16 protein-coding genes are annotated in these 21951 nt (G+C 61.5%); 7 read left to right on the top strand and 9 right to left on the bottom strand.

What is annotated here, in order from left to right; translation table 11 throughout:
• The first annotated feature begins 60 nt into the window (after positions 1-60).
• From KUV72_RS11870 to KUV72_RS11855, 4 genes are all read left to right on the top strand, one after another.
• A complete protein-coding gene (locus tag KUV72_RS11870; protein ID WP_206939022.1) occupies positions 61-1269 on the top strand; it encodes a thiamine pyrophosphate-dependent dehydrogenase E1 component subunit alpha in 1209 nt (402 codons plus the stop codon).
• 1 nt (position 1270) lies between these two features.
• Entirely contained in the window at positions 1271-2248 is a 978-nt protein-coding gene (locus KUV72_RS11865) for an alpha-ketoacid dehydrogenase subunit beta (RefSeq protein WP_206939020.1), read from the top strand.
• Positions 2249-2271: 23 nt separating this feature from the next.
• The gene (locus tag KUV72_RS11860; RefSeq protein ID WP_222238542.1) at positions 2272-3930 is read left to right on the top strand and encodes a dihydrolipoyllysine-residue acetyltransferase; all 1659 of its coding nucleotides are present in this window, start codon (positions 2272-2274) and stop codon (positions 3928-3930) included.
• Between the two features lie 74 nt (positions 3931-4004).
• The gene (locus tag KUV72_RS11855) at positions 4005-5909 is read left to right on the top strand and encodes a protein kinase domain-containing protein (RefSeq protein ID WP_222238540.1); all 1905 of its coding nucleotides are present in this window, start codon (positions 4005-4007) and stop codon (positions 5907-5909) included.
• Here KUV72_RS11855 and KUV72_RS11850 read toward each other — a convergent pair.
• From KUV72_RS11850 to KUV72_RS11835, 4 genes are all read right to left on the bottom strand, one after another.
• A complete protein-coding gene (locus KUV72_RS11850) occupies positions 5876-6088 on the bottom strand; it encodes a hypothetical protein (RefSeq protein WP_222238538.1) in 213 nt (70 codons plus the stop codon). The genes KUV72_RS11855 and KUV72_RS11850 overlap by 34 nt on opposite strands.
• Before the next feature lie 301 nt (positions 6089-6389).
• Positions 6390-7076, bottom strand: a complete 687-nt coding sequence (gene csiR / locus KUV72_RS11845; RefSeq protein ID WP_206939004.1) for a DNA-binding transcriptional regulator CsiR — start codon at positions 7074-7076, stop codon at positions 6390-6392.
• Positions 7077-7212: 136 nt separating this feature from the next.
• Positions 7213-8925, bottom strand: coding sequence for a SulP family inorganic anion transporter (locus KUV72_RS11840; RefSeq protein WP_222238536.1), 1713 nt, complete (start codon positions 8923-8925; stop codon positions 7213-7215).
• 80 nt (positions 8926-9005) lie between these two features.
• Positions 9006-10118: an NAD(P)/FAD-dependent oxidoreductase gene (locus KUV72_RS11835; protein ID WP_222238534.1), complete on the bottom strand. Its 1113-nt coding sequence runs from the start codon at positions 10116-10118 to the stop codon at positions 9006-9008.
• A 305-nt stretch (positions 10119-10423) separates the two neighbouring features.
• Between KUV72_RS11835 and KUV72_RS11830 the strand changes: the two genes are divergently transcribed.
• Entirely contained in the window at positions 10424-12907 is a 2484-nt protein-coding gene (locus tag KUV72_RS11830; RefSeq protein ID WP_222238532.1) for an EAL domain-containing protein, read from the top strand.
• On the opposite strand, the gene rarD is transcribed toward KUV72_RS11830, so the two are convergent.
• Positions 12883-13785 (bottom strand): EamA family transporter RarD, encoded by a 903-nt coding sequence (gene rarD / locus KUV72_RS11825; RefSeq protein WP_222238530.1) that lies wholly within the window; start codon positions 13783-13785, stop codon positions 12883-12885. The two genes, KUV72_RS11830 and rarD, sit on opposite strands and share 25 nt — an antisense overlap.
• Positions 13786-13935: 150 nt before the next feature.
• On the opposite strand from rarD, the gene KUV72_RS11820 reads away from it, so the two are divergent.
• Positions 13936-14748 (top strand): amidohydrolase, encoded by an 813-nt coding sequence (locus tag KUV72_RS11820; protein ID WP_222238528.1) that lies wholly within the window; start codon positions 13936-13938, stop codon positions 14746-14748.
• Positions 14748-15443, top strand: coding sequence for a pseudouridine synthase (locus tag KUV72_RS11815; RefSeq protein WP_222238526.1), 696 nt, complete (start codon positions 14748-14750; stop codon positions 15441-15443). Before KUV72_RS11820 ends, KUV72_RS11815 begins: the two co-directional genes overlap by 1 nt.
• Positions 15444-15465: 22 nt before the next feature.
• Here the strand turns inward: KUV72_RS11815 and KUV72_RS11810 are convergent, their stop codons facing one another.
• The 4 genes from KUV72_RS11810 to KUV72_RS11795 form a co-directional block, all read right to left on the bottom strand.
• Positions 15466-17748 carry a GGDEF domain-containing protein gene (locus KUV72_RS11810; protein ID WP_222238524.1) on the bottom strand — a complete coding sequence of 761 codons (2283 nt, stop codon included), beginning with the start codon at positions 17746-17748 and terminating at the stop codon, positions 15466-15468.
• 360 nt (positions 17749-18108) lie between these two features.
• Positions 18109-19710 carry an ABC transporter ATP-binding protein gene (locus tag KUV72_RS11805; RefSeq protein WP_222238523.1) on the bottom strand — a complete coding sequence of 534 codons (1602 nt, stop codon included), beginning with the start codon at positions 19708-19710 and terminating at the stop codon, positions 18109-18111.
• On the bottom strand, positions 19707-20771 hold the full coding sequence (locus KUV72_RS11800; protein ID WP_409995887.1) for an ABC transporter permease: 1065 nt from the start codon (positions 20769-20771) through the stop codon (positions 19707-19709). The genes KUV72_RS11805 and KUV72_RS11800 overlap by 4 nt, the downstream gene beginning before the upstream one ends.
• Before the next feature lie 2 nt (positions 20772-20773).
• Positions 20774-21847, bottom strand: a complete 1074-nt coding sequence (locus KUV72_RS11795; RefSeq protein WP_206938974.1) for a microcin C ABC transporter permease YejB — start codon at positions 21845-21847, stop codon at positions 20774-20776.
• Between the last annotated feature and the right edge of the window lie 104 nt (positions 21848-21951).

Here is a 21951-nt window from a genome sequence, read left to right as displayed (position 1 = left end):
CCTGGTAGGGGGAAGAAATAACGACAACACTGCCCCCATAAGGGGCAAAGGAACAGCGCGATGACAACGACCGCACAAACGCACAGCCCGGACTTCCTGGCTGGCGACGAATACTCGATTGCGACCTATGCCGTTCTTTCTCAGGACGGCACCCTGTACGACGGCGCCGAAGGCCCGGCACTGGAGCGTGACCAGGCATTGCGTATCTATCGTGCCATGCTGGCCACGCGGGTTCTGGACGAGCGTATGTTGGCGGCTCAGCGCCAGGGACGCCTCAGCTTCTACATGCAATGCACCGGGGAAGAAGCCGCTGTCATCGGCAGCGCCGCGGCCCTGGATGACGCTGACATGATCATGGCCCAGTACCGTGAGCAGGGCGCCCTGATGTACCGAGGGTTCAGTTTTGATGAGTTCATGAATCAGCTGTTCGGTAACGAGCTGGACTATGGCAAGGGACGCCAGATGCCGATCCACTATGGGTCGCGCAAGCTGCACTACATGACCATCTCGTCGCCGCTGGCGACTCAGATTCCCCAAGCCACGGGTTTTGCCTATGGGCAAAAGTTGGCCGGCGATGGCCTGTGCACCATTGTCTATTTTGGTGAGGGTGCCGCGTCAGAGGGCGACTTCCACGCAGCCCTCAACATGGCTGCAGTGCATGAAGCGCCGGTCATCTTCTTTTGCCGCAATAACGGCTATGCCATCTCTACCCCATCCGTCGAACAGTTTGCCGCCGATGGGGTGGCACCTCGAGCCCTGGGTTATCGCATGCATGTGATCCGGGTCGATGGCAATGATGTGCTGGCGGTCTACCGGGCCACCGAGCTGGCCAGAAAGATCGCGGTGGAAGACAACAAGCCGGTATTGATCGAAGCCATGACCTACCGTCTGGCGGCCCACAGTTCTTCGGATGATCCCTCCGGCTACCGCTCGCGCAAGGAAGAGGACGCCTGGCGCGCCAAGGATCCTATCCGTCGCATGCAGCTGTGGCTCGAAGCCCAGGGCTGGTGGGACGAAGAGCAGGAGAAGGCGCTGCAGGACGAACTGCGGCGTGAGGTGCTCGACACCATGAAGCGCGCCGAGAAGCGGCCGCCACCTCCCATCGACTCGATGGTCACCGATGTATATGCCGATGTGACGCCTGCCTTGCAGCGTCAGCTTGATGAGTTGAAGCGGCACGTCCGTCGCTATCCCGATGCGTACCCCCGGGGAGCACGTTCCCTGGATCCTGCGTTAGGCCAGGATGATGACAGCCAGGGAGGAGACTGACATGCCTACCATCAACATGCTGCAGGCCATCAACCAGGCACTCGACATTGCCATGGCCGAAGACGACAACGTGTTGTGCTTCGGCGAGGACGTGGGAGGCTTTGGCGGGGTCTTCCGTGCCACCAGTCATTTGCAGGAAAAGTACGGCAAGGCGCGCTGCTTCAACACCCCGCTGGTCGAGCAGGGGATCATCGGCTTTGCCAACGGTCTCGCTGCCCAGGGCTCGGTGCCAGTGGCCGAAATCCAGTTCGCCGACTACATCTTTCCGGCGTTCGACCAGATAGTGAATGAAACGGCCAAGTTTCGCTTTCGTTCAGGGGACCTGTTCAATGTCGGTGGGATGACCATTCGGACTCCCTACGGCGGCGGCATTTCAGGCGGGCTCTATCACTCCCAGTCCCCTGAGGCTTATTTCGCCCACACCCCGGGGTTAAAGATTGTCGTACCCCGTAATCCCTACGAGGCCAAGGGACTGCTGCTGGCTGCAATCCGGGATCCGGATCCTGTGCTGTTCTTCGAGCCCAAGCGCCTGTATCGCGCCTCGACCGGTGACGTGCCTGAAGGTGATTATCAGCTGCCTATCGGGGAGGCTGAGGTGATCAAGGAGGGAGCCGACGTCACGGTGCTGGGCTGGGGCGCCCAGATGGAGGTCATCGAGCGTGCGGTCGAGATGGCAGAGAAGGAAGGCATCTCCTGTGAGGTCATTGACCTGCGCACCATTCTTCCCTGGGATGAGGACACGGTGGTCGAATCCGTGCTCAAGACCGGCCGGCTGGTGATTACCCATGAGGCGCCTCGCACCGGTGGTTTCGCCGGCGAGATTGCGGCGACGATCCAGGAGCGCTGCTTCCTCTATCTGGAGTCGCCGATTCGACGGGTGACCGGGCTGGATACGCCATTTCCGCTGATCCTGGAGAAAGAGTACCTGCCCGATCACTTGAAGATCTATGAAGCCATCACCGCCTCACTTCACTACTGAGACGGCGCCGGGAGAGTCACGAAATGACGGAATTCAAGCTTCCTGACATCGGCGAAGGGATCGTCGAGTGTGAGGTCATGGAGTGGAAGATCGCCGAGGGCGATCGCATCGAAGAGGATCAGCCGGTCGTCGAGGTGATGACCGACAAGGCGCTGGTGGAGATTACCGCTCCCGAGGCTGGCGTGGTCACTCGCCTGCATGTGGCCAAGGGGGAAATGGCGCGTGTTCATGCCCCGCTGTTTGCCTATCAGGGTGACTCGGAGGCTGCTGATGGCGATGCCAACGAGGCGGGCGGTGATGCGCTCAATGGACAGCAGGACGCGGCCTGCTCCGCAGAGACTGCGCCTTCTGCCACGGCGTCGAACAGACGCCGGGTGGACTTTGTGCTGCCGGACATTGGTGAGGGCATCGTCGAATGTGAGGTGGTCGAATGGCACGTGGCCGTCGGTGACTCGATCTGTGAAGACCAGCGCCTGGTCGACGTCATGACCGACAAGGCTATGGTCGAGATCACCGCCCCCGAGGACGGTGTGGTCGAGGCGCTGTATGCAGAGAAGGGCGACATGGCGAAGGTACATGCGCCGCTGTTCGGGTATCTTGCCGATGGCGTGGAAGAAGGGCCCGCTGGGCCAGCCGCGCAGGCAGCTCCCGCTGACAGCGCCAAGTCCCGGCCCACCGCTGAGGGATCGAGCGCATCAGCAACCATCGCTGGCGCGGCCACTCGCGAGCAGAGCGCTCATGAAACGCGGGGTGCTGGGCGCGGAGCCTTCGGCCGAGTGCCGGCCAGTCCGGCAGTGCGCAGGCTGGTGCGGGAGCATCAACTTCGTCTGGAAGAGGTGCCAGGCAGTGGTCGCGACGGTCGGGTGCTCAAGCATGATGTACTGGCCTTCCTGGAGCAGGGGCAGCAGGTGGACGACCAGCAACACCGTGACGCCTCGAATCAGCCCGTCCAAGCGGACCGCTCTGAGTCGTCGGCGGTGGAGCGCAGCGAGCCATTGCGCGGCGTGCGTGCAGCCATGGCAAAGCAGATGGTCACGGCGGCCAGCACGGTTCCCCATTTTCAGTATGGGGAGGAGATCGATGTCACCGAGCTTCTGGCGCTGCGTGAGCGGTTGAAACCTGTCGCGGAGAAGCAAGAGATACGGCTGACAGTGATGCCATTCTTCATCAAGGCGCTGGCGCTGGCATTGAAGGACTACCCGATTGTGCAGGCGAGACTTGATGATCAGGTCACGCAGATTCTTTACCCCAGCCAGTGCAATGTGGGCATGGCGGTAGATGGCAAGGCCGGCTTGATGGTACCGAATATCAAGGGGTGTGAACGCCTGACGCTGCTCGAGATTGCCGGTGAGGTACAGCGACTTACCTCCGCGGCGCGGGAAGGGCGCGTGTCCGCGTCAGATCTCAAGGGCGGGACCATCAGTATCTCCAATATTGGCGCGATCGGGGGCACCTATGCGGCGCCTATCATCAACGTACCCGAGTCTGCGATTGTTGCCATCGGCAAGACCCAGTGGCTACCGCGTTTTGATGACGCGGGCAATGTGATGCGGCGCGCCATCATGACGGCGACCTGGGCGGGCGACCATCGCTTGCTTGACGGTGGCACCATTGCACGCTTCTGCAACGCCTGGAAGGGGTATCTTGAAGCCCCTGAAAGCATGTTGCTGCACCTGGCCTGATCAGGTTCACTGTAGGCTACCTGGGGCCAGGCGTGAGGCGCGCCTGGCGCCTGGGGTAGGGTGGAGGAAGCACCATGGCCCCAGCACCGTTGCAGCAGTTCTACATTCCGGAAGATCAGTCCATCTACCTGTTGAGTCAGGACGATGCACGCAAGCTGAAGGAATGGGTCGCGCTGTGTCAGCAGCAGCTGGAGCAGCTGGGCTATCGACAGATCGAGCTGATCGGCAAGGGTGCCTACGGGTTTGTCTTCGCCGGCATCAGCGCCGAGCAGCACCACTACGTCTTCAAGTTCACCCGGGTAACCTTGCCCCAGCACCTGCAGGACAGGCTGGAGGAAGAAGCCTTCATGCTTGAACAGGTGGTCCATCCCCGAGTGCCTGCCCTGGTGGCCTATCAGCGGGTGCGGCATCAGCCCATCCTGGTGATGGAACGTGCACCAGGACTCAATCTCGAAGAAGTCTCGCTGCAACAAGGGCGCCTGTCGCCGCGTCTGGTGATACGGATTGCCACTCAGCTGGCCGATATCCTGCGTGAGCTGCGACGGGAGACATCTCCCGCGGGGGCGCCACGGCGGCCAGTCGTGCATGGCGATATCAAACCCTCCAACCTGGTCTTCGATGCCCGCGACGAGACGGTGGCGCTGATCGACTGGGGCTCTTCGGTCTTTGCCCAGCTGGATGCCCGACGCCAGTTTGTCAGCGCCAATGTGATGGAACTGATGTCAGACAACCTGCAGCAGACCAATGCCCGTCTAGGCGACGTCTACTTCATCGGTGAAGAGCAGTTGGGAGGGGCTCTGTCATCGCCGCGATTTGACGAGCAGGGCGCCGCCGGGACCCTGTATGCGCTGGCGTCCGCACAATCCTGCCGGTTTGGTCATCGCGCTATTCCGGCCACCTCGTTGGGTCTTCCGATGGAGTTTGCCAGGACCCTGGATGGCATGCTTGACCCTGATCCGGAGGTCAGGCTCAAGGCGGGTGATCACTTTATCGCCGAGATGCCGCGGATGGGACGCCTGGTCATGCTGGAGCTCCCGTTGCCACAGGAATCACCGCTGGTGCCGGTGTGGAGTCGTCCCGCCCGACGGGAGATTGACACGGTGGTCTATAGCTCACGCAAGGCCTTTCTGCGCGAGGAGGGGGTCGAAGAGACGCTGGCCGACGTCAACGACGTCCAGCTTGACCGCTATTACCGTAACTTCATGCAGGGCATGGGGGAGACGGAGAAGGCGTTTCTGGCAGCGGTCAGCCGGCTAGGCAAATACCCGGTCGTAGGAGGACTCGCCGTTCGTTGGGAAGCGGATGGCGTCTACATCGACTCGTCGCTGAACGTACATGACCCGCAGGTGAAAGTGGCGTTCGTGGCCGCCGTCAACAACATGGTCACGCTGGCGCGCGCGATACACCGCCGGGGCATCTTTAAAAGCTGTCTGTTCAACGCAAGAGACACCTTGCACCTGGAACGCAGCTCTCCCGAACATCCTTTCGTGGTGGACCCGGGGCTTGCCCTGTCCTACGAGGTCAGTGCCGTCCCTGAGCTGGAGGATCGCTCTCGCCTGCACAGCTACTTTGAAGATGGTCCCGATCCTGAAGAGCTACTGGTGTTACCCGACGCCATCATCAGTTCGCTGCAGGCGCTCAATGAGATCCATCACACCGGAATGATCATCTTCGAGGTGCTGCCTTCACACCTGAAAATTCATCATCACTACCGATTGCTGGATCCATCGAGAGAGCAGCAGTTCAGGGACTGTCTGGAAGATATTGTGGATGCGGTGAAACTGATAGAAGGGTTGGGCATCTCAGGATTCATGAAGATGCCGTACAAGGATACCCGGTTCTTCCCCCATGTGGCCCGCCAGCCCGAACGCTACTATCCCCGAGACCCCCGTGCCGCTCTGGCGCGAGCGCAAGAGTCCCGGGAAAGGACGACGCTGGCGAAAGGTCAGGCGCCTAGCCCGCTTTCTCGCAGCAGTTGATCAATGGAGCGTTCGGCGCGTTCGCTGCCGGCGCCCTGCTGTGCCAGCTCTGCCTCAAGTACCTCGGCACCCTCGCTGACCAGACGCTCGATCAGAGCCGCCTTGGTCATGCCCGTGCGCTCTGCCAGTAGGTCCAGGCGAGCCTCCAGCTCCCGTGAAAATCTCAGTAAGTGGGGCATGATGTCTCTCCGGTGGCGACGCAAGCGTCATACATGTTCATGGAAAGCATAGGATTACCCGATGACACTGCGGTGACAAGCCCTAAGGAAACAATGAATGCCTGCACCGCCGATTCGCTGCGTCACGCGCTGCTCGAACTCCCCATCTCTACCGCCTAGGCTCCGGATTCTGCGCGGCGCGCGATTTTTGCTGCTCAGCTGATGCACGCAGCGCTACCCTAGCGATGATGGACCTTGCAGTCGCCGCTGTCTTCCTCACCTCTGAGGTAGCAGCGCCGGCCCAGTCGGGGGGAGTCAGGCTTCAGCTCAGTCCACGTTTGGCCATCACGTCGGTGATGATGGGTACCGGGGTCATCAAATGGTCCCGCATCATCTGTCGCGCTTTCTGCGTGTGTCGTGACAGCACTGCCTCGGTCAGTGCTGCGTGCTCATCGCGTTTGGCGGCCAGGGCCTGGCTCGAGAAAACGGTCTCGCGCAGCCACAGGTGTCGATAGCGCTCTACCTGGTCGAACAGTGCTTCGCGCACCTGCATCAGGTGAGGTGAGTTGCAGCCGGCCACAATGGCACTGTGGTACGCCTTGTGGCGCTTGTCCCACAGATCCAGCAGCTCATCAGAGGAGCTGACGCTTTCCACCTTGGCCAGGGTATGGGCGGTGGCAATGATATTGGCTTCCCAGCGATCATCGCCACGCTGAATGGCCAGTTCGAGCATCAGTCCCTCAAGCTGGGCACGGGCGTCGTAGAGATCTGCCAGCTCCGCCAGGGACATGGGGGCTACGCGATAGCCGCGCTGGCTGATCGCCACCACCAGGCGATCAGCGACCAATTGGGAGAGCGCTTCCCGCAAGGGACCGACGCCCAGCTCATAACGCTCCTTGAGTCCCGCCATGAGGAGTTTTTCCCCGGGCGCGAAGGTGCCCCGAATAATGTCTTGCTTCAGCCAGCGGTAGGCGCTGATGGCGAGGTTCTGCTTGGGTGAGTCTTCCATCTCGTGGCCCGTCCATGTATCACGCCGCCATCTTACCTGAATGGCGCAGTGCTCGACATTCGCCTAAGGCCTTGGGTGTGCCGACGGGTTAGCCATCGGCGCGGGTGTCGTTCAGGGGGGGCTGGTTAAGAGTGTCTCAGTCTCGCGGGCGCCGCAGTTCGGACCAGGCCGCAAAGGTGCTGAGAAACACTCGCCCGGTCAGGGCATCGAGGAAGTCGGAATGCTTCAGACGGTCCATGACCGGCCCCTTGACCTCGGCCAGATGCAGCGTGACCCGTGAGTCCTTGAGCCTGGCGTTGATGGCGTCAAGGCTCTCCAGCGCGGAAGCGTCGATCAGGTTGACGGCGGAACAGATCAGCACGACATCGCTGAGCTCCGGGCGTTGGGTCACCAGCGAGTAGAGCGTGTCCTCCAGATAACGTGCGTTAGCGAAGTACAGGCTCTCATCGACGCGAAACAGCGCCAGGTGACTGACAGTCTCGACCTCGTGACGGGTGACCGAGCGGAAATGCTCGCTGCCGGGGATGCGCCCCACGATAGCGCTATGGGGCTTGCTGGTGCGATACAGGAACAAGGCGATGGACAGGCTGACCCCCGCGATGATGCCGGCCTCGACACCTTCCACCAGGGTCAGCAGCATGGTCACCGCCAACGCTGAAAAGTCGCTGCGTGAGTAGCGCCAGGTCTGTCGCAGCAGAGGGATATCTACCAAAGTGAGAATCGCCACGGTGATGGTCGCGGCAAGCGTTGCAATCGGCAGGTGCTCGAGCAGGGGGGTCAATGCCAGGGTCACCGTGCCAATGCCAAGCGCCGCAAACAGGCCAGCCATGGGCGTGCGGGCACCGGACTCCTGGTTGATGACCGTGCGTGACAGACCTCCCGTGACCGGCATGCCCGCACTGAAGGCAGCGGCCAGATTGGCTGCCCCCAGGCCGATCAATTCCTGGTTGGGTGCGATACGCTCACGGCGCTTGGCGGCCAGCATCTGGGCCATGGAGATCGATTCGACGAAGCCCACCACGCTGATCAGCATGGCGGGTACCAGCAACGCGTGCCATAGCGGCAGATCAATGTTCGGCATGGCGAGGGAGGGTAGACCAGCGGGGATCTGACCTACGGTGGCGACCCCGTAGCGGGCCAGGTCAAGCTGCCAGCTGAGGAGCGTCGTCACTACCACCGCCACCACCGGACCCGCCTTGACCAGCAACCTGGCCAGGCCTTCAGGTAGCCGCAGCGCGGTCAGGGCGGCCACGCCGTATCCGCGCATCAGCCATAGCGACAGCAGGGTCGAGGCGCCTACCCCCAGGGTCGGCCAGTTGATGTGATCCAACTGCTGTACCTGATGGGTGATCAGCGCCAATGCGGTGTAGCCGCCGGCATCAATGCCGAGCAAGTGCGACAGCTGGCTGATCGCGATCAGCAGGCCTGACGCCGACAGAAACCCTCCGATGACCGGGTGGCTCAGGAAATTGGCGAAGAAGCCAAGACGCAGAAAGCCCATCAGCGTGAGCATGAGGCCGGACAGCAGGGCCAGGACCAAGGCGGCTTCGACATACGCAGATGTCCCCTGGGTTGCCACATTGGACAGCGCCGCCCCCGTCATCAGAGCGATGATGGCGACCGGGCCAACTGCGAGAGAGCGACTGGTGCCGAGCACGGCGTAGGCCACCGCCGGCAGCAGGCTGGCGTAGAGTCCGACGACCGCGGGAAGTCCAGCCAAGATGGCATAGGCGAGTGACTGGGGAATCACCATGACAGTGACGATGATCCCTGCCAGGAGGTCGCTCCCACACAGTCGCGGCGTATAGTGTGGCAGCCAGGCCAGGATAGGAATGTAGCGCTTGAGCATGGGCAGATTGACGTCCTGGTCTTGGTGAAGTGGCGGCGTAGCGACTTGTCTGATCGGCCCTCATCGTCCATGGATGTAGGTTACGCCGGAACCCTGGTCCGCCGCATGAACCCCATGTCCAGATGCCGCTTCCAGCGACTGGCGAGTCGTCCGCCCCACCAGTATGACCCGTAGAGAGCCAAGGCCTCGCCATGGCACAGGTTGATGATCGATAGTGCCCGCTTTGGGGGATGGTAACGCTTGAGTGGCTCCTCGGCGAGGCTGGCCAGCAGGTTGTGCGCGAGAATGGGCCCTTGTCGCACGCCGTGCACCCCAAGACGTGGCAGCGGCTGGTCGATGATGGCGGCGCAGTCGCCCGCGGCGAACTGGGTGGTGCTGCCGTCGATCCTCAGGTCAGCCGCTACCGCGATGCCGCGTCCCGCTAGAGTGGGGAGGCCCAGATGGGCCAGGTTCTGGGGCGGAGCGAGGCCCCTGGCATCGATGATATCGCTGGCCTCGTCATCGACCAGCGGGGGCAGTGAGGTCGTCTCTGCGCGGGGATGGACCCGCAGCGTGATGGCGCGCCGATCGAGACAGTCACGGACATAGCGCTGTGCGCCCGCGGACGCCTGTGCCAGGGGGCCTTTACCGCGATGGTGCAGGTGAATGGGCAGCGCCATGTCGGCTACCCCGTGCCGGCGGGCTAGCGCCCTGGTCGCGCAGGCGACTTCAATGCCGCTGGCGCCAGCGCCGAGCACGTGAAGGCTCAGAGGCAGATGATGAAAGCGCCGCTCCAGGCTGCGCCGACACTGCAACAGGCGCGGTATCGGCTTGACTGGCCAATAGTGAGGTGAACCTTTCGTCGTCGAATGCAGTGGCAGAGGAGCGAGAGGGGCCGAGCCCAGGTTAAGGCTGAGGTAGTCAAAGGATAGCCAGGAGCCATTGCTCAGCATTCCTCGCTGTTGCTCATGGTCAAGTGCCACGAGCCTGGCACGTATGAAGTCCACGCCGTTCTGGCGGCAAAGCAGCGCGGGGTCGATACGGTCTTCCGAAGGCCGATGGTCGCCGGCCAGCACCCCACTGGCGAGACCTGAATACCAAAACCCACCTGGGTCCACCAAGGTGATTCGAAAACGCTTCAGCAGCGCGTTCTGTCTCAGCAGGTAAAGGTGCGCGTGGCCGGCACCGACCAGCAGTAAATGGGGTAGGGGCATGGTAGGCAAGACTCCTGAGTGAGCTCAGATGGTGCGCAGTTGTGGGTACGACGTCAAAGTCTGATGCGAATGACGGCGTTACCCTTGGCCTTTCGGCTGACGGCTATCCCCTTTGATGATCAGCGTTACCTCGGATGAGAGTGCGAGATTGGTGGTCGTGGGCCCTAAGCTCATGACAGGGCACCACGAGCCGTCTTGTATGGATAGGTCTTGTGTGGCTAGCCCCTCTCTCGCTGATCCTGTCGATGGACCGGCTCTAAGCAGGCCGCTCTGCTGCTTGCAGTGGACTAACGGAGTTTGTCTCCATGTCAGTCACCTCAGCAATGACACGACCAGGGCGACGTCGGATCATGCTGCTGGTCGTCCTGTGGGCGGCCGGGTTGCTGCTGGCGGTAAGTCCTGCCCCGTCACGCGCCAATGAGGCCGCGGGTGACGCCTCGCTGCTGCTGTTGACGTCCTATCATCAGGGGTATCGCTGGAACGACGATATCGTGGCCAGCGTGGAAGCACGCTTTGCTCACGAGACGGCGACGGCCGGCCGGTTCCAGGTGGAGTATCTTGATGCGCTGCGTCTGCCCGGGCACCTGGCCGATGAAGCGCTGTTGGCGAGGCTGCAGCAGGCCAGTCTGGATCCCAGGGGGAGTCTGATTCTCACCGACGACCCGGCCATGGCCTTCTATCTTCGCTATAGAGACGCTCTACCATGGCCCGAAAAGGTGGTGGCATTGGGTTTGAACGATGACCTGCTCAGGGTCGAAGCCGAAGCTGCAGGCGTCAAGTCCTTGAAGTCCTATCCCGTCATGGCCCAGTCCCTGAACATGTTGGTGGATACCTTTGGCGCGCCATTGCACCTGATCTTGCTGGGGGAAAATACGGAGCACGGCTACAACGTTATTGATGACATGACCGAGGTGGTCGGCAGTGTGCGCGATGTTCAGCTGTTGGATGTCATCTATGGTTGGACGCCCGAGGTCGTCCTTGAGCGGCTTGCGCGCAGTCCGCCTGGGACACGGCTTTACATGCAGGGTGGGCGTGACTCCGGTTGGAATGAAGGGCCAGGCAGCACGGCGGAGCGGCTTGAGGCGCTGGCCCGACAGAAGGTACCCGTGTTCTGCCATTTTGCCTTTCAGATGGCGGTGGGGTGCGCCGGTGGCGCCATCCTTGATATCGAGTTCCTGGCCCACGCAGCGGTGGAAGTAGCGCTGACGCCAGCGTTTGAGCTGGTGCCTGCCAGCTCCTCGATAATGGCACAGCGCTATCTTATCCACGCACGCTGGTATCAGCTGTTCGATGGTAAGGAACATGTCGCCTTTCAATGGGTCGGTGTCAGGGGGCGTCTGGAACAGCTGACCCGCGGCTATCAGCAGGCGGTCGTGGGAATGGTGGCGGTCACCCTAGTGGGCCTGCTGGTGGCGGTCATGCTGCTGCTGTCTCGCTTTTCATCGCTCAGGCGACGTCGCCGCCTGATGGTGGATGATCGTTTCCAGCTGCCCACGCGTATTGCCCTCGAATCAGACTATCAAGGCCCTCGCTGTGCAGAGATCGAATGGCTATTCCTGCTCGCTGCGCCAGAAGTGATCCGCTATCGGCGGCGCCTGGGCAACATGTGTCTCGAGGCACTGTTACGTTCCAGTCTGGATGCGCTCTCTGCGCACCTGCCCAAGGGCTGGCGCCTGTATATCGGAAAGGATGAGCGCATCATCGGCGCCATACCTGCACACGTTCACGGTCCGGACGTTGAGTCACAGCTGGATAGCTATCTGGCGCTGGTGTGCAAGCGACAGCAGGCGGCGAATGAAAAGGTGCTGCATTGGTATGCCTGTGTGACCCTGGTGCCTGCGCATACCAATAACCTGAACGCCTGCCTGAGCGCCCTCGATGAGGGCATGCAGCGGTTGGAGGGAGAAGGCTGGGTGCGCCCGATACTGCGGGTGGTGGCCGCTGGTCCCTACCAGGAAACCCACCTACGCTGGCTGTGCCGCCAGGTCGGTGTCTTGATCGAAGAACCCGACACCCAGTGGCGGCTGGTGGCGCAACCCAAACTGGCTCCGCCCAACCGCTCCCTGGTGGGGGTCGAGATGCTAATTCGTTGGCGACACCCCGAGGCCGGAGACATACCACCAGCGGACTTCTTGCCGGTCATTTTGATGCTTGGCTTGGCCGAGCGATTCGACCGCTGGGTGATCAAGCAAGCGCTGGACTGGCTCGCTTCATTGGTGGCCCCGACGGAGTGGTTGCACTGCGTCTCCGTCAACGTGCATCTCAGCAGCCTGCTGGCTGAAGACTTCCCGGACTACGTGTCACAGCAGCTGGCGCTGCGCGGGGTTGCACCCGAATGTCTGGAGCTTGAGTTGGTGGAACATGAAAATGTCGACGATGTCGAGCAGGTGCAGCGACAGATGCTGGCGCTGCGGGAACGGGGCATTGGTATCGCCTTGGACGACTTCGGCTCAGGCTACACCGCGTTCAACTTGTTGCAGCGACTTCCGTTGACGTCGATCAAGCTGGACTACTCCTTGCTGCATGCTGCGCGTCGCTTCGATCAAGCCCGTCAGGCCTATGCGGCCCTGGTCGGGCTTTGCCACCGCATGGAATTGTGCGTGGTGGCCGAGGGTGTCGAGACTATTGAAGATGCTAGTTGGCTGGTGATGCTAGGCGTCCAGGAAGGTCAGGGATACTTCTTTGCTCCGCCAATGGAATTGGGGGAAGTGGCAGACGTGTACGGCACCTGCCTGCAGCGTCCTTCGTCGCTGAACAGGCTAGCCTACCTGGTGGATCGACGGGGCTGAAACAGGCTTGAGCACGAGTAGAGCAATAGTGCGATCCAGATTAACGCGAAGGTCGTCAGCTGCGCTGGCACGATGGGTTCATGGAACACCCATAGCGCAATCAGAAACTGAAGGGTTGGGTTCAGGTACATCAAGAAGCCCAGGGTGCTCAGGGTCAGCCGTCTCGCCGCCCCGGCAAACGCCAGCAAGGGTAGGGCGGTCAACACACCGGAGGCGACCAGCAAGGCAGTCGTGTAGGGGGGAGCCGCAATGAGCTCAGGGGTGAAGTGGCTTGGCTGCAGCGGCAGCAGCAGTAGCGCCAGCGGCAGCAGCAGCAGGGTCTCGAGAAACAGCCCTGATAGGCCATCAAAGGCCAGCTGCTTGCGCAGCAAGCCATAGGTGCCAAACGAGGCGGCAAGACTCAGGCTCAGCCAGGGCAACGACCCCAACTGGAACAGCTGGAGTGAGATGGCGGCCACGGCCAGGGCGATGGCGACGCCCTGGACCAGCGTGATCCGCTCTTTCAGGACCAGTACCCCGAGCATCACATTGACCAGCGGCGTCATGAAATAGCCCAGGCTGGCCTGGAGGACCCGATGCGTCTCGACCGAGTAGATGTAAAGCCCCCAGTTAAGCCCGATCAACAGCGCGCAGGCCATCGCTGGCAGCCACTGGCGCGGCGCGTGGCGCAGTCGGGCGATGGCGCCCCAGCGCTTTAGCAGGGTAATGACCAGGGCCAGGAACAGGCACGACCAGATCACGCGATGGGCCAGGATCTCCAGCGCGCTGACCCCATCGAACAAGGCGAAGAACAGGGGGAAGGTGCCCCACATGCCGTAGGCGAGAAGCGCAAAACCGACACCCTGGAGTGATCCGGTCGCGGGGGAGAGTCCTTTCATCGAAAGAGCGTCCATAACACAGGATAGGGATCGATGCAGGGCGTGCATCGGCCAGCCACATTAGCACACTCTTGTCGGCGGCATGGTGGCTTTGGTCTCGGCGGCGATGTCGTTTAGTCTAGGTAGACGAACTTCACTGACGAGATCACCATGTCACAGCTGCGTACCACTCTGGTTCAGTGCGACCTGCGCTGGGAAGACCCCTCCAGCAACTGCCGGATGCTCGAAGACACCTTGGGCGATCTGGGTGGCCGGGAAACCGACATGATTGTGCTTCCCGAGATGTTCGCCACCGGGTTTACCATGAATTCCCGCGACATGGCTCAGCCCATGGCAACCAGCGAGGTGGTCCAGTGGCTGCGTGAACAGGCCAAGCAGCGTGACTGTGTGATGACCGGCAGCGTCGCCGTAGTGGATGAAGGACGCTATCTCAATCGCCTGATATGGGCGCAACCCGATGGTGGCCTGCACTGGTATGACAAGCGGCATCTGTTCCGTATGGCGGGCGAACATGAGCGCTATGATATGGGCCGTGAGCGGGTCATCGTTGAGCTCAACGGATTTCGTATCTTGCTGAGCGTCTGCTACGACCTGCGCTTCCCGGTCTGGTTGCGGCAGCAGGCAACCCAAGGTGCACCTTTCGAATATGATGCCCTGCTGTGTGTGGCCAACTGGCCAGCACCGCGGCGCCACCCATGGCGCGTACTGCTGCAGGCGCGGGCGGTGGAAAACCTGGCCGCGGTGATCGGCGTCAATCGTGTGGGCGAGGACGCCAAGGGGTTAAGCTATGCCGGAGATTCGATGCTGATCGATGCCAAGGGAGATGCGCTGATCGATGAGCCCCGTGATCGAGCCTTCGTGCGGACCGGTGTGCTCGACAGGGAAGCGCTGTCGGCCTTTCGCGAGAAGTTCCCGGCATGGCAAGATGCCGACGATTTTACCCTTGACCATGAGACCTACTGATGCGCCTTGACCGTTTTCTCAGCGAAACCACCGATCTCACTCGCAGCCTTGCCAAGCGTGCGCTGATGCGCGAGGAGGTCACGGTGAACGGGGAAGTAGAGAAGAAGGCCGCGCGCCAGTTAGCGCAGGATGACAGCGTCAGTTGGCAAGGCCAGCCGCTGGCGCTAGTGGGGTTGCGCTACATCATGATGCACAAGCCTGTTGGGGTAGAGTGTACGGGCAGGAGAGGCCTGTACCCGCGAGCGGTGGACGCCATTGATCTACCCAAGGCAGAACGGCTCCAGCCGGTGGGGCGACTGGATGTCGACACCACCGGGCTATTGTTATTGAGCGATGACGGCCAGTGGTCCCACCGCATTACCTCCCCGCGTCACCGCAGTGGCAAGCGCTACCAGGTGACCTTGGCACGAGACTTGGAAGATCCCGAGCAAGCGATCGAGCAGTTTGCCGAAGGGGTGCTGCTGGATGGGGAGGAGCTTCCCACGCGTCCTGCCACTCTGGTGTGCCATGGCCCGCGCCAGGTCGAACTGACCATTGTCGAAGGACGCTACCACCAGGTCCGCCGTATGTTCGCCGCGATCGGCAACCACGTCGAAGCGTTACATCGTCACGCTATTGGAGCACTGACGCTGGATCCTGAGCTCGCTCCGGGTGAATGGCGTGAGTTGACTGACGCGGAACGAGCCCTGTTCTAAGGGCTGTTAGCTGGGAGCGCTCTTACTGAGGGGTGGCCAGAGTGATTCTGGCTCGCCCCGCATTCTTCGCCTGGTACAGCGCCTTGTCGGCGAGTTCCAGTAGCTCATGGGGATCCTGGGTGGTGGCTGGAAAGCTGGCAATGCCACAGGAGACGGACACCGTGCCCAGGCTGCTTCCTTCATGACGGAAGCTGGCGCTGGCCAGTGCCTCACACATTCGGCGCATGCGGTGTTGAGCATCTTCCGCGGCCGCCCCGGGCAGCAGTACCACGAATTCTTCCCCGCCAAACCGGCACACCACGTCAATGTCACGGAAGCTGTTGGCGAGCATCCTGCCGACTCCTTCCAGCACGCTATCGCCCGCGGCATGGCCATGCTGGTCGTTAAACTTCTTGAAGTGGTCGATATCCAGGATGACCACGGCCAGCGGACTTTGCTTACGTAGTGATATGGCGCTCTCGTGGGCGAATAGCTCCTCGAAGTAGCGCCGGTTATTGAGCCCGGTCAGGTCATCCCGGTAGGACAGGGCCGACAGCTCCTCCTGCAAGGCGATGCTCGACAGCACCAGCGCCAGTCGGCTCACCCCAAGCTCGATAAAGTGATAGGTGCGATCCCAGTATTGTGGTCGACGCACGAGAGGGCCCTGGGGTATCACACAGATCACGCCGAGGCGACGGGGCTGTCGTCCCGGACCGGTGACATCCAAGGGAAAGGTCCAGCGTGGCAGCTCATCAGCGGATGTCCCGTTCACGGACACGGTGCGCTCGCTGCGCATTTGCTGAAGCAGGTCCTCGAAGTCCGGCAGATCGTCGTCCCCACGTGCCTCCAGCGGTGGAATATTCGAGCCATCCAGACACGCAGGAGGGCAGTGGCTGGTGGGCCAGAACAGCTCGAGGTGCATGGTGTCGGGTTCGTCCTGGGGCCGATAGAAAGCCCCGCTCATTGGGGCAAGGATGTCCGGCATGGCCCGTTGGGTAAGGTCGAGCGCCTGCTCAAGAGACGCGCAGGCTTGCAGCGAGTCGATCAAGTTGGCGAGGCGATGCGTCTTGCTGTGCTCGTTGGCGAGCAACCTGGCTCGCTGACGCTCACGCTCGGCGTAGGTCTCGAGCTGCTGGGTGCGTGCCGTGACCTCTTGCTCCAGCTGGTTGTTGAGGTGCTCCAGCTTGCGCTGCGAGCGTGCGTAGTGGCGTGCCGCGATGACCACCATGGCGAAGATGAAGGCCAGCGCACCGAGGTGCACAGGAACGCTGACCCAGGAGACAAAACCGTGGGCCACGACCATATCGATAACGGTGACCATGCTGAAGATGGCATAGCTGGCGACGATCAGGCGCTGGTTGCCATCGAAGGTCCTGCGGTACCTGAACAGCCAGCGTGACATGTAGGCGAGGGCGGCCAGCAGGAGGATATCGAAGACCGGAAACGTGGTGGGCAGGGTGACGATGTCCAGCATGGCCAGTGCGGGTGCTCCGGCTGCATAGCCGACGAGACACAGCCACAGTCGGCGAAGGCCCCTGCGCGGGATCTGCGGGAACCAGTGCTCCAGGATCAGCGCCATGGCGATTGGCAACGAGAAGTAGGCCAAGGCGGCCACATAATCCCACGCCAGCGGCGCAAATAGCAGTAGCTGGCTGGCATCACTTTCCGCCAGCACCATGGAGCCCGCCGCTAGCGAGAATAGCCCGATACTGCCAAGGCGCCAGCGCTCGGGTTGCGTCAGGATCAGGATCAGCGCGAGCAGAGCAAGGATCAGACAGCTGAGGGCGATGATGATCTCCCCACGTGTCTCCGACAGGATGGTAGGGAGAACATCGGCCCTCTCCATCACCACCACCTTGCCCCACAGGCCGATATCCTTGTAGGTCGACTTGATTCTGAGATACAGCATCTTGTCAGCGACGGGAGTCGGCAGGTCGATGACGTGCCAGGTCCAGCCGGCGAATTTCCCGGCGGCTCCGCCCTCCAGTGAGCCATGGCGATAGATCTGCAAGCCGTCGACGTAGGCTTCCCCCACCAGGTTCAAGCTGGAGATGAACAGGACCGGCTGATGCCAGGCCCCGTCAGGTAACTGATGGCGAATCCAGAGGCTGTTGTTGTGGCCGCGCCCCGGCGGATTACCGACACCCGACAGCGGTTGCCAGGAGGTGTCGGCTTCATCTAGCCAGACGAGGCGTCCGCTGCTGTCTCGAGGAGAGTCGCCCCAACGGTATTCCCATTGGCTATTGAGCGCCAACGCGTCGCTGAGTGCCTGCCCACTGGCGAGCCACCCGACGGCGAAGAGGAGAACAAGACAAAGGCGGCGCATGGCAGGACCTGTAACGGCTGATCCGGCCAGTATAGAACGAGGTATCCTCTGGTTCACTTGATGAGGCTGACATTCCCATTAACGCTTTTTTACGCTTCTAGCTTTTTATACCGTTATCTTGCTTCGTGGCAGCAAACGTAACGTAGCTTTTTGCCTTCAAATGTCACCAAGTAGACCATTACAGCAAGCGATGATGCTGCGGTCTATCCCAGGATGAAGCAGGGCACTCCGCTATCACCGTTGAACGCCCCCCGAGGGGTGGTACGGCGACATCATGGTAGGCGAGTGCCGGCCGTCACTGTCGATCGTTACTGACGCTCGTAGCTGACGCTCGTTACCGTCGGCCGTTCCTGACGCTCGTTACTTAGGGTCGTCACCCGTTGAGAGTCCGGCGGCGTCCACCAGGGCACGAGTATAGGCACTGCTTGGGCGGGAGAGGATGTCGGCACAAGGGCCTTCTTCGACCACCTTTCCCTCCTTGAGTACCATGACGCGATGCGCCATGGCTCGCACTACTGACAGGTCATGACTGATGAACAGGTAGCTCAAGCCATGTCGCTCCTGAAGTTGTCGCAACAGATCAATCAATTGCTTCTGAACGGTTCGGTCCAGCGCCGACGTGGGTTCATCCAGCACGATGAGACGAGGCTCAAGGATGATGGCTCTGGCCACGGCGATGCGCTGGCGCTGGCCTCCCGAGAATTCATGGGGGTAACGTCGCGCTACGTCTTGTGGCAGTTCGACCTCCCGTAGCGTTCGGCGAACCCGCTCGGCAACTTCTGTCGGGGAAAGCTCGGGGTGATGGTAGCGCAGCCCCTCACTGACGATGTCGGCCACCGGCATGCGGGGTGACAGGGAACCATAGGGGTCCTGAAACACCATCTGCAGCTGGCGACGCTGCTTGCGCAGGGCGTTGCCGCTCAGCTGATCAAGCCGCTGGTCATCGAACTGGATGGACCCGCTACTGCGGGTAAGCCTTAGCAGGGCGCTCGCCAGAGTGGTCTTGCCCGAACCCGACTCGCCAACGATGCCCAGGGTTTCACCCTCGGCAATTTCGAGGTCCATCGGCGCTACCGCCTGAAATCCTGGCCGCGCCCGTTGCAGCAGCCGCCGCGGGCGCTCGAAGGTAACGCTGAGCCCTTCTGCACGCATCAGCAGGCTGGCATCTGCTGCGGTGGGGGCAGGCTGTCCCTCGGGCTCTGCCTCCAGCAGTTCTCTTGCATGTTGGCTACGGGGAGCGCTGAAGACCTCGTCGACATCACCGGTTTCCTGGGCCACGCCTCGGTGCATGACACAGACGCGATCGGCGTGGCGTTTCACCAGATTCAAGTCATGGGTAATGAACAGCATGCCCATGCCATGGCGATCGCGAAGCTCAGCCAACAGTGCAAGGACATCCTGCTGCACGGTGACATCCAGCGCCGTGGTAGGCTCATCGGCAATCAACAGCTGTGGCTCGTTAGCGATGGCCATGGCGATCATCACCCGTTGGCGCTGCCCCCCGGAGAGTTGATGGGGCCAGGCGTCGAGTAGCTCTTCCGCACGGGGAAGCTGTACCTGTTCGAGTAGTTGATGACAGCGAGCACGTGCCGCACGTCCCTTGATGCCCTGGTGCAATCTCAAGGTTTCGGCCAGCTGGCGACCAATCGTGTGCAGCGGATTGAGTGACGTCATCGGCTCCTGAAAGACGAAGCCGACTTTGTTACCTAGCAGGCCTTGCCATTGCGCCCGTGTCAGCCTGCTGAGATCGGTCTGCTCGAGGAAGCGCCCCCCAGAGACGCTGGCATTGTTGGAGAGCAGATTGAAGGCGCCGAGTGCGCTGACCGACTTGCCCGAGCCAGACTCCCCGACCAGCGCCAGGGTTTCCCCGCGCCTGACCTCCAGGGACAGCTCATTGACGACATTATGTCCGTCGAAGTCGATGCTGAGGCGATCTAGGGTCAGTAGCGTATCGCTGCTCATGTCTCGCTTCCTTGGGCTGATCCGCTGCTCGTCGAGGAGGGCACATGGCGGGGATCGAAGGCATCACGGATGCCCTCACCGATAAACACCAGCAATGACAGCATGATGGCGAGCGTCAGAAAGGCGGTAATGCCAAGCCAGGGAGCCTGGAGATTGTTCTTACCTTGGGCGACCAGCTCGCCCAGGGAAGGGGAGCCCGGTGGTAAGCCAAAGCCCAGGAAATCCAGTGCTGTCAGGGTGGTGATGGCACCGGTGAACAGGAACGGGATGAAGGTCAGGGTGGCGACCATGGCATTGGGCAGGACATGCCGCCACATGATCAGATGCGACGGTAGCCCCATGGCCTTTGCCGCCCGGACATATTCGAGATTGCGCGCACGCAGGAATTCCGCTCGCACGATATCCACCAGGCCGAGCCACGAGAACAGCAGCATGATCCCCAGCAGCCACCACAGGTTCGGTTCGACCAGGCTCGCCAGGATGATCAACAGGAACAGCACGGGCAGCCCGGACCAGATTTCGGTCAGGCGCTGGCCTACCAGGTCGACCTTGCCTCCAAAGTAGCCCTGCACCCCGCCTGCCAGCACCCCCAGCACCAGGGAGCCCAGGGTAAGCACCAGGGCAAAGATGACCGACAGGCGGAAGCCATAGATGACGCGAGCCAGCACGTCCCGCCCCTGGTCATCGGTGCCTAGCCAGTGGCGGGCATCGGGCGGCGAGGGGGCAGGGTGGGTCAGCGCCATATCCAGGGTGTCATAGGAGTAGGGGATGGGGGCCCACAGGATCCAGCCGTCTGCCTCGATGGCGTCCCGGGTAAACGCATCGCGATAGTCGGCGGGGGTCGGCAGGAAGCCACCAAAGGCGGTGTCGGGGTAATCCACGGCCAGCGGGAAATACCATTCCTGCTGGTACTTCACCAGCAACGGCTTGTCATTGGCTACCAGCTCCGCGCCAAGGCTCAGGACGAATAGTAGTCCAAAGACCCACAGCGACCACCAGGCGCGGCGCTGGTGACGAAATACGCTGAGTCGGCGTCGGGTGATGGGGGATAGCGTCGGCACGGTCAGGACTCCCGAGTGTCGAAGTCGATGCGAGGGTCCACCCAGACATAGGTCAGGTCGGACACCAGCTTTAACAGGAGGCCTATCAGGGTATACAGATACAAGGTGCCGAAGATGACCGGGTAGTCACGTTGCATCACGGCCTCGAAGCCGAGCAGCCCCAGGCCGTTCAACGAAAAGATCACCTCGATCAGCAGCGAGCCGGTGAAGAAGATGCCAATCAGGGCGGCAGGCATGCCGGCGATGATGATCAGCATGGCGTTACGAAAGACGTGACCGTACAGCACCCTGCGGTCACCGGCGCCCTTGGCTCTGGCCGTCAGCACGTACTGGCGATGAATCTCATCAAGAAAGCTGTTCTTGGTAAGCATGGTCAGGGTGGCAAAGCTGCCGATGGCCGAGGCGCTGACCGGCAGGATAATGTGCCAGAGATAGTCCTTTACTTTGCCCCAGGTTCCCAGCTCCGCGAAATCCGGTGAGGTCAGCCCACGCAGCGGGAAGACATCGAAGTAGCTGCCTCCCGCGAACAGCACGATCAACAGAATGGCGAACAGGAACCCCGGAATGGCATATCCCACGATGACCAGTCCCGATGTCCAGACATCGAAGGCGGAGCCATGTTTTAGCGCCTTGCGTACCCCCAGGGGGATGGAAATGAGATAGACCAGCAGCGTCGTCCACAGGCCGAGCGATATCGACACCGGCAGACGCTCCAGCATCAGTGTGGTGACCGCTTCACCGCGGAAGAAGCTCTCGCCGAAGTCAAAGGTGGCGTAGTCCACCATCATGTCGAAGAAGCGCTCATGGGCGGGCTTGTCGAAGCCGAACTGCTGTTCGAGTTGAGCAATGAACTGCTCGGGCACCCCGCGGCTACCGCGTGACTCACCGCTGGTGAGTGTCTCGCCACCTCCGCCTTGCAGACGTGTGCTGGCCTCACTGGAGAAGCCCTCGAAACGGGCCAGAATTTGATCGATGGGGCCGCCGGGGGCGGCCTGAACGATCATGAAATTGAGCAGCATGATCCCCAGCAGGGTGGGAATCATCAACAACAGTCGGCGCAGTATGTAGGCACCCACGGCACTTCCTTGCAGAACAGGTTCTCGTCATGCTGCCACGGTGATGCGTTGAGCGTCACTCAGCAACTCGCCCGAATCAACGTCGGCGCCCCTTGTATGCCGCC

The sequence above is a fragment of the Halomonas sp. DP4Y7-1 genome (genome assembly GCF_019800705.1).
In the GTDB taxonomy this organism is placed as follows: Bacteria; Pseudomonadota; Gammaproteobacteria; order Pseudomonadales; family Halomonadaceae; genus Halomonas; species Halomonas litopenaei_A.
The sequence above is the reverse complement of the archived record's forward strand: the minus strand, read 5'-3'. Positions and strand labels throughout refer to the sequence as shown.

Coding starts and splice junctions, on each gene's coding strand:
- KUV72_RS11870 (WP_206939022.1), top strand. CDS start 61: ATGACAACGACCGCACAAACGCACAGCCCGGACTTCCTGGCTGGCGAC.
- KUV72_RS11865 (WP_206939020.1), top strand. CDS start 1,271: ATGCCTACCATCAACATGCTGCAGGCCATCAACCAGGCACTCGACATT.
- KUV72_RS11860 (WP_222238542.1), top strand. CDS start 2,272: ATGACGGAATTCAAGCTTCCTGACATCGGCGAAGGGATCGTCGAGTGT.
- KUV72_RS11855 (WP_222238540.1), top strand. CDS start 4,005: ATGGCCCCAGCACCGTTGCAGCAGTTCTACATTCCGGAAGATCAGTCC.
- KUV72_RS11850 (WP_222238538.1), bottom strand. CDS start 6,088: ATGCCCCACTTACTGAGATTTTCACGGGAGCTGGAGGCTCGCCTGGAC.
- csiR (WP_206939004.1), bottom strand. CDS start 7,076: ATGGAAGACTCACCCAAGCAGAACCTCGCCATCAGCGCCTACCGCTGG.
- KUV72_RS11840 (WP_222238536.1), bottom strand. CDS start 8,925: ATGCTCAAGCGCTACATTCCTATCCTGGCCTGGCTGCCACACTATACG.
- KUV72_RS11835 (WP_222238534.1), bottom strand. CDS start 10,118: ATGCCCCTACCCCATTTACTGCTGGTCGGTGCCGGCCACGCGCACCTT.
- KUV72_RS11830 (WP_222238532.1), top strand. CDS start 10,424: ATGTCAGTCACCTCAGCAATGACACGACCAGGGCGACGTCGGATCATG.
- rarD (WP_222238530.1), bottom strand. CDS start 13,785: ATGAAAGGACTCTCCCCCGCGACCGGATCACTCCAGGGTGTCGGTTTT.
- KUV72_RS11820 (WP_222238528.1), top strand. CDS start 13,936: ATGTCACAGCTGCGTACCACTCTGGTTCAGTGCGACCTGCGCTGGGAA.
- KUV72_RS11815 (WP_222238526.1), top strand. CDS start 14,748: ATGCGCCTTGACCGTTTTCTCAGCGAAACCACCGATCTCACTCGCAGC.
- KUV72_RS11810 (WP_222238524.1), bottom strand. CDS start 17,748: ATGCGCCGCCTTTGTCTTGTTCTCCTCTTCGCCGTCGGGTGGCTCGCC.
- KUV72_RS11805 (WP_222238523.1), bottom strand. CDS start 19,710: ATGAGCAGCGATACGCTACTGACCCTAGATCGCCTCAGCATCGACTTC.